Raw genomic sequence first — 12,321 nt, forward strand, 5'->3', positions numbered from 1 at the left:
AACAAAATGATTAAGAAAGTTCTAGTTGCCAATCGGGGCGAAATAGCAGTCCGAATTATTCGGGCTTGTAAAGAGATGGATATTGAAACCGTTGCTGTTTATTCGGAGGCAGACAAGACTGCGCTGCATGTGCAGCTAGCGGATGAAGCCTACTGCATTGGTCCAACGACATCGAAGGATAGTTATTTAAATACTGCCAATATAATTAGCTTAGCGAAGCTGACAGATTGTGATGCCATTCATCCCGGGTATGGCTTCCTGGCTGAAAATGCCGATTTTGCGGATATGTGCGAGGATTGCCATTTGACCTTTATCGGGCCATCGGCAGACGCTATCTCAAAGATGGGGACGAAGGATGTTGCAAGAGAGACAATGCGGGAGGCGGGTGTGCCTGTAGTTCCCGGTTCAAGAGGCATTGTTCCGGATGAGGATATAGCAGTCGAAACCGCTGAGAGTATTGGTTATCCAGTTATTATTAAAGCAACTGCCGGCGGAGGCGGTAAAGGCATCAGAGTGGCCAAAAATGTGGAAGAACTCAAAAAAGGGTATCGAATCACAAGACAGGAAGCTGCTACAGCGTTTGGCAATCCTGGCGTTTATTTAGAAAAATTCATCGAAGATTTCCGTCATGTAGAAATCCAGGTGCTTGGGGATAAACACGGAAATGTCATTCATCTTGGAGAACGTGATTGCTCCATTCAAAGACGCCTCCAGAAATTGCTCGAAGAAACACCTTCCCCGGCCATTGACAGCGAGATGCGCGAGGAAATGGGACAGGCAGCTGTCACGGCTGCGAAGGCTGTTCAATATTCGGGAGCAGGAACCGTAGAATTCATTTATGACCATATAAACCGCCAATTTTATTTCATGGAAATGAATACCCGGATTCAGGTGGAGCACCCAGTGACAGAGATGGTGACAGGCATTGATCTTATCAAGGAACAAATTCTTGTTGCTTCTGGCCAAGAGCTGACAATCCGACAAGAGGATGTTCAAATGAACGGCTGGGCAATCGAATGCCGGATAAATGCCGAAAACCCGGAGAAAAAATTCATGCCATCAGCAGGCAAGGTAGATATGTATCTTCCTCCTGGCGGTTTTGGTGTGCGTGTTGATTCAGCTGTATATACAGGCTATGCCATTCCGCCATTCTATGATTCCATGGTCGCTAAATTGATTGTTCATGCCCCAACGCGAGAAGAAGCCATCAAGAAAATGAAAAGAGCTTTGGATGAGTTTGTCGTAAAAGGTATTGATACCACAATCCCTTTTCATTTAAAATTATTAAATCATGATGTTTTTGTTTCAGGCGATTTTAACACGAAATTCCTTGAAACTTACGACGTGATGAACTCATAATAGAGTTAGATGATTTGGAGGTGTTAGACATGAGTGAGAATCATGCATTGGAAATGGATGGATATGATGGCGGTTTAGGCAAGGTTGAAATTGCTCCTGAAGTCATTGAAGTAATTGCAGGTTTGGCTGCTTCAGAAGTCGAAGGAATCGCGCAGATGAGAGGGAATTTCGCTTCAGGCGTTGTTGAAAAGCTAGGAAAGAAAAACCACGGTAAAGGCGTAAAAGTGGAGCTTAGCGAAGATGGCATTAAAATAGATGTGTATTGCCTCGTGAAATTTGGAATCTCGATTCCGAAGGTTGCACAGGAAGCACAGGATAATATTCGCCAAACATTACTTAATATGACGGCGCTGGATGCAAATGAAGTGAATATTCACATCGTTGGCGTACAATTCGAAACGGCTAAAGCTGAGCCGGAAGTAGAAGAACAGCTGTAATGGATATCCTAAAGAGACCATGTACCTAACGGGACTGGTCTCTTTTTTATGAGGAAAATGTGAGCGCTTTTGTGAAAAGGAACCGATGCAGCAATTTCCAAAAAGATATCCGCGCACTACCTTTCAGCGAAATGATGTGTTATTATCTTCATATATGAAATGAAGTGCATGCAGACTGTCTTGCACTTTTAGACAAAGGAGTAATAATAATTCATGAAACGCAGAGAGGCTAGAGAAAAAGCTCTTCAAGCTCTTTTTCAAATAGATGTAGGAAAAGTCGAAAAAGAAACTGCACTAGAGCATGTAATCGAGGAATCTGAAGAAGCAGATGCTTATTTAATGGAATTGGTGGACGGGGTAACTGACCATGCTGAAGAGGTGGATAGAGCCATTGAGTCCAATTTGGAAAACTGGAAATTAGACCGTTTATCGAATATTGACCGAAATATCCTGCGATTGACAACCTATGAGCTTTTATACATCAAGGATGTTCCGCAAAATGCCGCTATCAATGAAGCCATTGAATTGGCTAAGTTATTTGGAGATGACCAATCACCAAAATTTGTGAACGCAGTTTTATCTAAAATAAAGAATTCGCTATAAAGCGTGTAAAATATAGAGCGCTTGTTAAAGGGGGAGCAAAAGTCATGCCAGCAAACATATTAGACGGAAAAGCCATATCAGCCTCGATAAGAGAGGAAATCGCCAATGAGGTTCTAGAACTGAAGGGCGAAGGGGTGACCCCGGGGCTTGCGGTTATATTAGTTGGAGATGACCAAGCTTCTCATACATATGTAAGGAACAAGGAACGGGCATGTGAACAGCTTGGAATCTATTCAGAGGTAATTAAGCTGCCTGCTGATGTCGCAGAAGAGGAATTGCTTGGTCGGCTGCACGAATTAAATGCCGATTCAAAAATCAACGGCATATTGGTTCAGCTGCCATTGCCAAAACACATCAACGAGGATCGGGTCATAGAGACAATTGACCCTGCCAAGGATGTTGATGGGTTCCATCCAATTAATGTTGGCCGCATGATGACGAAACAAGAGGCTCTCTTGCCATGCACGCCATCCGGCATATTGAAGATGGTGCAAAGAACTGGAATCGATATAAAAGGGAAGCATGTCGTCGTTATTGGCCGAAGCAATATAGTCGGAAAGCCTGTAGGCCAGCTATTCTTAAATGAGGATGCGACCGTTACGTATTGCCATTCCAAAACGAATGATTTAAGAGCCTACACGGCGCAAGCTGATATCTTGATTGCCGCTGTCGGTGTCGCAAAGATGATTAAAGCAGAGGATATCAAGGAAGGTGCGATTGTCATTGATGTCGGGATGAACCGTGATGAGCATAACAAGCTTTGCGGGGATGTCGATTATGATGCTGTCGCACCGAAGGCCTCTTATATTACGCCTGTACCAGGCGGTGTAGGACCGATGACCATTGCGATGCTGATGTATAATACCCTTCAGGCAACAAAGATGGCAATGAAGCAATCATAACAACTAATTTCAATGTTACCCCAGGGCTGCCGAAAATTGCTATAATGAGATTTGCGGCAGCTTTTTTTTATGGATAATTATAATGCCAAGGAGGCCATGCCAATGGACAAAAATCAATATTTAACTGTGGCCGCCCTCACAAAATATATTAAGCGCAAGTTTGATGCAGACCCTAACCTAGACAATATTTATTTAAAGGGTGAAATATCAAACTTCAAAAGGCATTCAAGCGGACATATGTACCTGACCTTGAAGGATGAGAAATCGCGTATTAATGCCGTCATGTTCGCTCAATCGGCAAGAGGGCTTGCGTTTGATCCCGAGAATGGCATGAAGGTGCTGCTGCGCGGGGAGGTCCGTGTATACGAACCGACTGGCGGCTACCAAATGTACATAAAAGAAATGATGCCTGATGGGATTGGTGAATTGTTCATTGCATATGAGCAATTGAAGAAAAAGCTTGAACAGGAAGGCCTTTTCGATGTTCGCCATAAGCGTTCGATCCCGGCCTTTCCTGCCAAAATAGGTGTGATTACTTCTCCAACAGGAGCTGCGATACGAGATATTATCACCACGTTAAAGAGGCGTTATCCAATCGGGGAGGTACTGATTTTTCCTGCACTAGTGCAAGGAAAGCAGGCAGCCCCATCGATTGTCGAAGCAATCGAATCCGCCAATGAACATCCTATTGATGTTTTAATCGTCGGACGGGGCGGGGGATCAATTGAGGAGCTGTGGGCCTTTAATGAGGAGCCTGTCGCTCGTGCTATCTTTAACTCAAGGATTCCGATTATCTCCGCAGTCGGTCATGAAACGGATACGACCATCAGTGATTTTGTTGCCGATTTACGAGCACCGACGCCAACTGGGGCTGCTGAAATGGCAGCGCCAAAGGTGAGCGATATCGCAGAGAAAATCAAGATGATGGAAGCAAAAATTAGCCGCTATACAACACAGCGCATTGATAATGAAAAAAAACGGCTTGTATCCATTGAGAAGTCCTATGCGTTCAAATATCCTCATTTGCTCTACCAGCAAAAGATGGAGCAGCTTGACCGTGTGACAGAGCGGATTGCACGCAACAGCACACTCTACTTTGAGCGGAAAGGAGATAAGCTTGCGCATCTTGCGAAGATGATGGAACGCCATAATCCGCTCAGTACGATTTCGAAAAAAACGGCTGACATCAAGCAGATGCAAAGCCGGATGACAAGGGCGCAAGCATCCATTATCAAAAATAAGCAGCAGGTTTATTTGAATAATGTGTCCCTCTTAAAGGCTGTGAGCCCGCTAAAAATCATGGAAAAAGGTTTTGGTCTTATCTATAACGAGGAAGACCAATTGGTTAAATCACGGGATTCTGTTAAGGCTGGCGACCGATTAACCGTTGTCATCCAGGACGGAAAGCTGGATTGTACCGTTAATGAGATTAGGGAGAGTGATATCAATGACTAAGGAGCAATTAAATATAACATTCGAGGAAGCGATGGAAAAGCTTGAAAGTATTGTTGGACGTTTAGAGGATGGCGAGGTGCCGCTCGAGGAATCCATTAATCTTTATAAAGAAGGAATGGAATTATCTAAATGGTGTCATGATAAATTAAAGACTGCAGAAGAACAGCTTACGCTAATCATGAAGGATGATGCCCTTAAACCATTCTCGATTGCAGAGGAGGAATAGGGGTGGCGATGCTACTAGAAGCCTTTTCACAAGAATATAAGCGGAAGATCGAAGAAAGAATGAAAGACATTGTTTCAGGATTAAATACCCCTGCAAATCTGAAGGCCGCGATGAGCTATTCATTGGAGGCGGGCGGGAAAAGGCTTCGCCCGCTCCTAGTCCTCGCAGTATTGCGCGCTTACGGTAAAGACCCGCTCATTGGTCTTGATACAGCATGTGCGATTGAGATGATTCATACGTATTCTTTGATTCATGATGATCTGCCATGCATGGATGACGATGACTTGCGCAGAGGAAAGCCTACCAATCATAAGGTATTTGGAGAGGCGAAAGCAGTTTTGGCAGGGGACGGGTTACTGACGCTCGCATTCGGGGTCATTGCCAATATGGAGAATAACCAATTGAGTCCTGTAACAGCGCTTGAATTAGTAGCCGAGCTTTCAAAGGCAGCAGGTGCAGAAGGGATGGTCGGCGGGCAGGTCGCAGACATCGAAGGCGAACAGCAGGACTTGCGTTTAGCAGAACTGGAATATATTCATGTTCATAAGACTGGGAAGCTCTTATCCTACAGTATTCTGGCTGGGGCTATATTAGCCGGCGCGAATGAGGAAGAGAGGAAGCATCTGACGGAATATGCTTATCATTTAGGGCTCGCATTCCAAATCCAGGATGACATTCTCGATATTGAGGGCAATGAAAGTAAAATCGGCAAGCGTGTAGGAAGTGATGAAACGAATCACAAAAGCACCTATCCAGCCCTCCTATCCCTTTCAGGAGCAAAAGAGAAGCTGAACCATCATGTGAAACTGGCCAATGAGGCACTCATGCAGGCAGATATCCAGCAGGATATTTTAACAGAAATGCTTGATTTGGTCGCAAAAAGAGACCATTAATCCCAGTATTTCCACTGACATCCACTTACGGCATAATGAGCCTTTATGCTATACTAATTTTACATTTCGAGTGGTGCAGTATTCTAGTCGGTCTACCGTTCTGGAGGGTGAGGCTAAAAATTCACTAGAGGGCACATCGATGAAGTTCGTTGGATTGGCTCGGAGCGCCCAGCTTTGGGTCGGTCCAGGGAGTAAGGAATTAGGGCGATCCACAATGGCATGTGGGCGTTGACCCTGATTCCGCGGAGGCTTTATTCTCCTGTCTCAGGAGAATATTGAAAAACCTGCATACCGGGAAACTGATTGCAGCGTAGCCTGCCTTGAGTGAAGTATGAGGGGATTGCGTACTTGGCACATACATCAGTTGGCCATTGATATATTTGCCGGTCTGTCATGCATGAAATCTGCTTTGCAAAAGAGGCTAAGGAATTGGTTAAAGGCTGCCGGGGAAATCCCCTAGACTGTTCGCATGACATATATAGAGGATTAAGGTGCGGACTAAGTGGCAATCCAGTCCAGCTTATCGGAGACGAAGCTGAATTAGCTTTAAAGGGAAACCGCCGAGATGGCGACATTCGGTAGCTGATTGGGAAATCCTACTGGACCTAAGCCGTAAAATTAACTCTGTATATGGCCACTCGAAGCTATAGGAAAAGGACAAAAGCTTGCGCTTAGCAAGCTTTATTTTACATATAGGATGTGTCTTATTTCTACATGAGAGAAACATTAAAGAAGACAGCGAGATGGACAATTACGATTTCATTCATTACATTTATATTAGCAGCTATTTTTACCGTTGCCTCGACCCTCTCTTTACAAGGGGTCAGCTTCACTGTTGGTCTTGCGATTGTACTTGTTATTGTACTAATTGGCATATTCTTTGATATGATTGGAATTGCAGCGACCGCGGCAGATGAAACGCCATTCCATGCCATGGCCTCTAAGCGAATAAATGGGGCGAGGCATTCAATTCGTATCATACGGAACGCAGACCGATTCGCAAGCTTCTGCAATGATGTTATCGGTGATATATCAGGTATCGTCAGCGGAACGGCAGCTGCACTTGTCATCACGCAACTGGCCCTTCGTTTTCAATGGGGGGAAGCCTCTATGAATGAGAGTATCAGTTCGATTGTGTTAACAAGTATAATCGCAGCACTAACAGTCGGGGGCAAAGCTATGGGAAAAACATTTGCCATCCATAACTCTAAAGACATCATATTTGGAGTCGGTAAAATGCTATCCTTCCTTGAGCGAAATTTCCATATTGTTATAATAAAAGAAAATAAGGGCAAAACGGCTCAAAAGAATATGAAACGAAAGTGAGTGATCCTGTTGGATCTATTGTCTATAAAAGACCCATCTTTTTTAAAGAAGATGACAAACGCCCAGCTTGAAGCGTTGTCTGAGGAAATAAGAACCTTTTTGATTGAGCAGCTGTCAAAGACAGGCGGACATATAGGGCCAAACCTCGGGGTAGTAGAGCTGACTATTGCTTTGCATAAAGAGTTTAACAGCCCGAAGGATAAATTATTATGGGATGTCGGTCACCAGTCCTATGTTCATAAAATATTGACCGGGCGTGCTTGCCAGTTTGATACACTCCGCCAATATAAAGGGTTATGCGGGTTTCCGAAGATGATTGAAAGCAAGCATGATGTGTGGGAAACAGGGCATAGTTCTACATCCTTGTCAGCGGCGATGGGGATGGCGATTGCCCGTGACTTGAAAAAGGAGAAAAGCTATATCGTTCCGATTATTGGTGATGGCGCACTTACAGGCGGCATGGCGCTTGAAGCTCTCAATCATATTGGGCATGAGAAGAAGGATATGATTGTCGTCTTGAATGATAATGAAATGTCCATTGCTCCGAACGTCGGTGCTCTCCATTCTATCCTTGGTCGAATGAGAACGGCTGGAAAGTATAATTATGTGAAAGATGAGCTTGAAGTGCTTCTTAAGAAAATCCCGGCAGTTGGAGGCAAGCTCGCTCAAACAGCTGAACGTGTAAAGGATTCGCTGAAGTATCTTGTCGTTAGCGGCATGTTTTTCGAGGAGCTCGGCTTTACGTACTTAGGTCCTGTTGATGGGCATAATTTTGAGGAATTGTCTGAAAACCTGAAATATGCCAAAAAGACAAAGGGCCCAGTGCTCCTTCACGTTATCACGAAAAAAGGGAAGGGCTATGATCCGGCTGAAACAGATGCTGTAGGAACATGGCATGGAACAGGTCCATATAAGATGGAAACTGGGGATATCATCAAGGAATTGAATGCCCCGCCTGCCTGGAGTGCACTTGTAAGTGAAACGGTCAGACGTCTTGCACGAGAGGACGATCGCATTGTTGCCATCACTCCGGCAATGCCTGTCGGTTCTAAACTGCTTGGTTTTGCAAGTGAATTCCCGGATAGAATGTTTGATGTTGGTATAGCCGAACAGCATGCCACAACCGTTGCAGCGGGCCTTGCCACCCAGGGAATGAAACCTTTCCTTGCCATCTATTCTACCTTCCTTCAACGGGCCTATGATCAGATGCTTCACGATATTTGCCGCCAGAATTTAAATGTCTTTGTCGGTATTGATCGTGCTGGTCTTGTCGGTGCAGACGGTGAGACGCATCAAGGGGTGTTTGATATTTCCTTCCTGCGTTCAATGCCGAATTTAGTGCTCATGATGCCTAAAGATGAGAATGAAGGGCAACATATGGTTAATACGGCGATACAATATGATGATGGGCCAATCGCGATGCGCTTCCCAAGAGGCAATGGCCTTGGCGTCAAGATGGACGATGAGTTAAAAACAATCCCAATCGGCACATGGGAAGTAATCCGTGAAGGAAATGATGCCGTTATCCTTACATTTGGCACAACGATTCCGATGGCGCTTGAGGCGGCGGAAGCGATGGCTGAGAAGGGGATTCAGGTCAGGGTAGTGAATGCACGCTTCATCAAGCCGCTTGATGAGGTTATGCTATCTGAAATTATGTCAGCTAATCTTCCAATCTTAACGATTGAGGAGGCTGTGCTTCAAGGTGGCTTTGGCAGTGCCGTATTAGAGTTTGCAGAGGAGCAGGGGTATACCCAAACCTATATTAAACGGATGGGAATTCCTGACGAATTTATTGAGCACGGCAGCGTGAGCAAGCTTCTAGCGGATATACATTTGACAACGGAAGCGGCAATAGAAAATTTAACGAAGATGACCTATAAAGTAACGAAAAAGGCGTATTAAAAATGAAAAAAGAACGAATTGATGTTTTATTAGTAGAAAGAGGCCTTGCTGAAACAAGAGAAAAGGCAAAGAGGGCTGTCATGGCCGGTTTGGTTTATTCGAATGAACTTCGGATGGATAAGCCGGGTGAAAAGATTGCCCAAGATGCCCCTCTTACCATCAAGGGACAAGTCATGCCGTATGTATCAAGGGGCGGCTATAAGCTTGAAAAGGCCCTATCTCAATTTGATTTGTCCGTAAAGGATAAATTGATGATTGATATAGGCTCCTCAACCGGAGGATTCACCGATTGCGCTCTCCAAAATGGCGCCCGGAAGTCCTATGCAGTAGATGTCGGTTATAACCAGCTTGCCTGGAAGCTTCGCAATGATGAGCGCGTCATTGTTATGGAAAGAACGAATTTCCGGCATTCTGTCCCTGAGGATTTTACGGAGGGTATGCCCGAATTTGCTTCCATTGATGTTTCGTTCATCTCACTCAGGCTCATTCTCCCGGCATTGAAGAAAATCCTGGTACCTGGAGGCGATGTTGTCTGCCTCGTGAAACCGCAGTTTGAAGCAGGCCGAGAGCAAGTAGGGAAAAAAGGAATCATTCGTGACAAAAAAGTTCATTTGCAGGTTGTAGAGGATATGCGGGATTTTGCCGTAAGCGAGGGCTTTATTCTAAAGGATGCGACCTTTAGCCCTATCACAGGCGGTGACGGAAATATTGAATTCCTGTTCCATCTCTATTGGCCTAAGAATGAACATGATGCAGCAGCGACTTCCGCTGAAGTAGACTTAACAAAAGTGGTGGAGGAAGCACATCTGACGCTAAAAGCGAAGAGTGAAGAAGTGTAACCTATAAATGGTAAATCCCCCGTCGGCCCATTGCCGCGGGGGATTTGTTGTATGCAATGCATGCATAAAAATGCATGTACATTTACGACAAAATCCGCTAACATTAAGACAGAGGCATAGACCAACGTAATGAGGGGTGTCAGGAACCATGAATAAAGGACAAAGACATATAAAAATCCGTGATATTATTGCGAATAATAATATAGAGACACAAGATGATTTAGTTGATATTTTGCGTGCTGAAGGGGTAAATGTAACCCAAGCAACGGTATCAAGGGACATCAAGGAACTGCATTTAGCTAAGGTGCCGATGCAGGATGGCCGCTATAAATATAGCCTGCCTGCTGACCAGCGTTTTAATCCGCTCCAAAAATTAAAGCGGTCGCTGATGGATGCCTTCGTTCGCATTGATTCTGCCGATAATCTCTTGGTCATGAAAACCTTGCCGGGCAATGCGCAAGCCATTGGTGCACTCATCGATAATTTGGACTGGGAAGAAATTCTCGGGACTATCTGCGGGGATGATACATGCTTGATTATTTGCCGCGAAAAGGAACAGGCAGAAATTATTACAGAACGTTTCTTAGATATGCTGTAGAAAGTGGGATGAAAATATGCTATTGGAGTTATCCATTCGTAATTTCGCCATCATAGAGAAGCAAACTATCTCCCTTAATCAAGGGCTGACAGTCTTGACAGGAGAGACAGGCGCCGGCAAATCGATTATCATCGATGCTATTCAATTATTGGCGGGAGGACGTGGATCCGCTGAATTTATCCGTCATGGAGAAGAAAAAGCGGAAATTGAAGGCTTTTTTCAACTGACAGACAGTTCACATCCGGCCATCCTGAAAGCGCGGGAGTTCGGGATTGATTCAGAGGACAATGCTATCATCATTCAGCGTGCCATGTATATAACCGGCAAAAGTATTTGCCGTATTAATGGAAAAATGGTCACCATTTCAACTCTAAGGGAAATCGGCCGAAAGCTGATTGATATCCACGGACAGCATGAACACCAAGAATTGATGGACCCAGATTTCCACCTTCCGCTGCTTGATGAGTACGGAGGGCCTGAAATCAGTGAAGCTCTAGCCGAATATAAACATCATTATAAACAATACCTCGAAACAAGCCAGTCGCTCAAAAAACTGAGCGAAAATGAACAAACGATGGCACATCGGCTGGACTTGATTCAATTCCAATACAATGAGATTAAAAATGCGGAGCTTGAGCCTGATGAAGAAGACCGATTGCTAGAAGAAAGACAGAAGCTCAGCAATTTCGAGAAGGTGCATCAAAGTCTGAGCAATGCCTATGGATCGCTCAATAACGAGAACACCGGTCTTGATTGGATCGGAAATGCCATGACAGAGCTCGAGCGAATAGAGAATCTTGATGAGGAATATCAGCAATTATCAGATACCGTCAAGAATGCCTTCTATTTGCTGGAAGATGCCAAGAGTTCGGTGCGTTCCCAGCTGGATATGCTCGAGTATGAACCGGAGAGGCTCCATGATATAGAGGCGCGCTTGAATGAAATCAATCATCTTAAGCGCAAATATGGAAAAACAATTGATAAGATTCTTGAATACGGTGCAGCGATTGAGGAAGAGATTGACACCATCCTGAATAGGGAAAGCCATATCGAGAAGCTGATGAAGCAGCTTGATGCGGTTAAGAAAGAGGTGCTTCTTGCTGGGGATGAATTGACGGATATAAGGAAGAAGTATGCCTTGTCCTTGACCGAGGCTATCCACCAGGAACTCAAGGAATTATATATGGACAAGGCTGTTTTTGATGTCCGTTTCATTGAAACGAACGATGCAAGTGATGAGTTGATTCGTCAAGACGGTCTTGATAAGGTAGAATTTTATATTTCAGCCAATCCTGGAGAACCATTGAAGCCGCTCTCCAAGACAGCTTCTGGCGGAGAGCTTTCAAGGATTATGCTGGCACTAAAGAATATCTTCTCCAAGCATCAAGGCATCACATCCATCATCTTTGATGAGGTTGATACTGGGGTGAGCGGAAGAGTTGCTCAAGCGATAGCCGAGAAAATCTACCGCGTCTCAAGCGGTTCACAGGTTCTTTGCATCAGCCATTTGCCACAGGTCGCTGCTATGGCGGATATCCATTTGTTCATCTCAAAGGAGATTAATGAAGGAAGAACGAAAACAAGTGTGAAACCACTAGAAAAAGCCGAGCGGGTAGAGGAAATTGGCCGTATGATCTCCGGCAAGGAATTAACTTCACTGACAGAGGAGCATGTGCGAGAGATGCTTGAACAGGCTGAACATATTAAAGCTGTCATAGTATAAAAAAGGTCCAAACGGAGAGACTAAATAGATAGGAACAAATCACGAAAAACTGATG

12 protein-coding genes are annotated in these 12,321 nt (G+C 44.7%); all 12 read left to right on the top strand.

The window, feature by feature from the left end; all coding sequences use genetic code 11:
• Positions 1-6: 6 nt before the first annotated feature.
• The 12 genes from accC (at position 7) to recN (ending at position 12,266) form a co-directional block, all read left to right on the top strand.
• Positions 7-1,359, top strand: a complete 1,353-nt coding sequence (gene accC, locus CYL18_RS01280) for an acetyl-CoA carboxylase biotin carboxylase subunit (RefSeq protein WP_104847654.1) — start codon at positions 7-9, stop codon at positions 1,357-1,359.
• Between the two features lie 29 nt (positions 1,360-1,388).
• Positions 1,389-1,796: an Asp23/Gls24 family envelope stress response protein gene (locus tag CYL18_RS01285; protein ID WP_104847655.1), complete on the top strand. Its 408-nt coding sequence runs from the start codon at positions 1,389-1,391 to the stop codon at positions 1,794-1,796.
• A 213-nt stretch (positions 1,797-2,009) separates the two neighbouring features.
• A complete protein-coding gene (gene nusB, locus CYL18_RS01290; protein WP_104847656.1) occupies positions 2,010-2,399 on the top strand; it encodes a transcription antitermination factor NusB in 390 nt (129 codons plus the stop codon).
• A gap of 44 nt (positions 2,400-2,443) precedes the next feature.
• A complete protein-coding gene (gene folD / locus CYL18_RS01295) occupies positions 2,444-3,301 on the top strand; it encodes a bifunctional methylenetetrahydrofolate dehydrogenase/methenyltetrahydrofolate cyclohydrolase FolD (RefSeq protein WP_104847657.1) in 858 nt (285 codons plus the stop codon).
• 102 nt (positions 3,302-3,403) lie between these two features.
• Positions 3,404-4,756 (top strand): exodeoxyribonuclease VII large subunit, encoded by a 1,353-nt coding sequence (gene xseA, locus CYL18_RS01300; protein ID WP_104847658.1) that lies wholly within the window; start codon positions 3,404-3,406, stop codon positions 4,754-4,756.
• Positions 4,749-4,982, top strand: a complete 234-nt coding sequence (xseB, locus tag CYL18_RS01305) for an exodeoxyribonuclease VII small subunit (RefSeq protein ID WP_104847659.1) — start codon at positions 4,749-4,751, stop codon at positions 4,980-4,982. Before xseA ends, xseB begins: the two co-directional genes overlap by 8 nt.
• Positions 4,983-4,984: 2 nt before the next feature.
• Complete coding sequence (locus tag CYL18_RS01310; protein WP_146102798.1) at positions 4,985-5,875, top strand: polyprenyl synthetase family protein; 891 nt, start codon at positions 4,985-4,987, stop codon at positions 5,873-5,875.
• Between the two features lie 714 nt (positions 5,876-6,589).
• Complete coding sequence (locus tag CYL18_RS01315) at positions 6,590-7,201, top strand: CNNM metal transporter family protein (protein ID WP_104847660.1); 612 nt, start codon at positions 6,590-6,592, stop codon at positions 7,199-7,201.
• Between the two features lie 9 nt (positions 7,202-7,210).
• On the top strand, positions 7,211-9,106 hold the full coding sequence (dxs, locus tag CYL18_RS01320; protein ID WP_104847661.1) for a 1-deoxy-D-xylulose-5-phosphate synthase: 1,896 nt from the start codon (positions 7,211-7,213) through the stop codon (positions 9,104-9,106).
• A 2-nt stretch (positions 9,107-9,108) separates the two neighbouring features.
• Positions 9,109-9,945 carry a TlyA family RNA methyltransferase gene (locus CYL18_RS01325; RefSeq protein WP_104847662.1) on the top strand — a complete coding sequence of 279 codons (837 nt, stop codon included), beginning with the start codon at positions 9,109-9,111 and terminating at the stop codon, positions 9,943-9,945.
• A 148-nt stretch (positions 9,946-10,093) separates the two neighbouring features.
• The gene (ahrC, locus tag CYL18_RS01330; RefSeq protein ID WP_104847663.1) at positions 10,094-10,543 is read left to right on the top strand and encodes a transcriptional regulator AhrC/ArgR; all 450 of its coding nucleotides are present in this window, start codon (positions 10,094-10,096) and stop codon (positions 10,541-10,543) included.
• 16 nt (positions 10,544-10,559) lie between these two features.
• Positions 10,560-12,266, top strand: a complete 1,707-nt coding sequence (gene recN / locus CYL18_RS01335) for a DNA repair protein RecN (protein ID WP_104847664.1) — start codon at positions 10,560-10,562, stop codon at positions 12,264-12,266.
• Positions 12,267-12,321: the final 55 nt, after the last annotated feature.

This window comes from Pradoshia eiseniae, assembly GCF_002946355.1.
GTDB lineage: Bacteria > Bacillota > Bacilli > Bacillales > Pradoshiaceae > Pradoshia > Pradoshia eiseniae.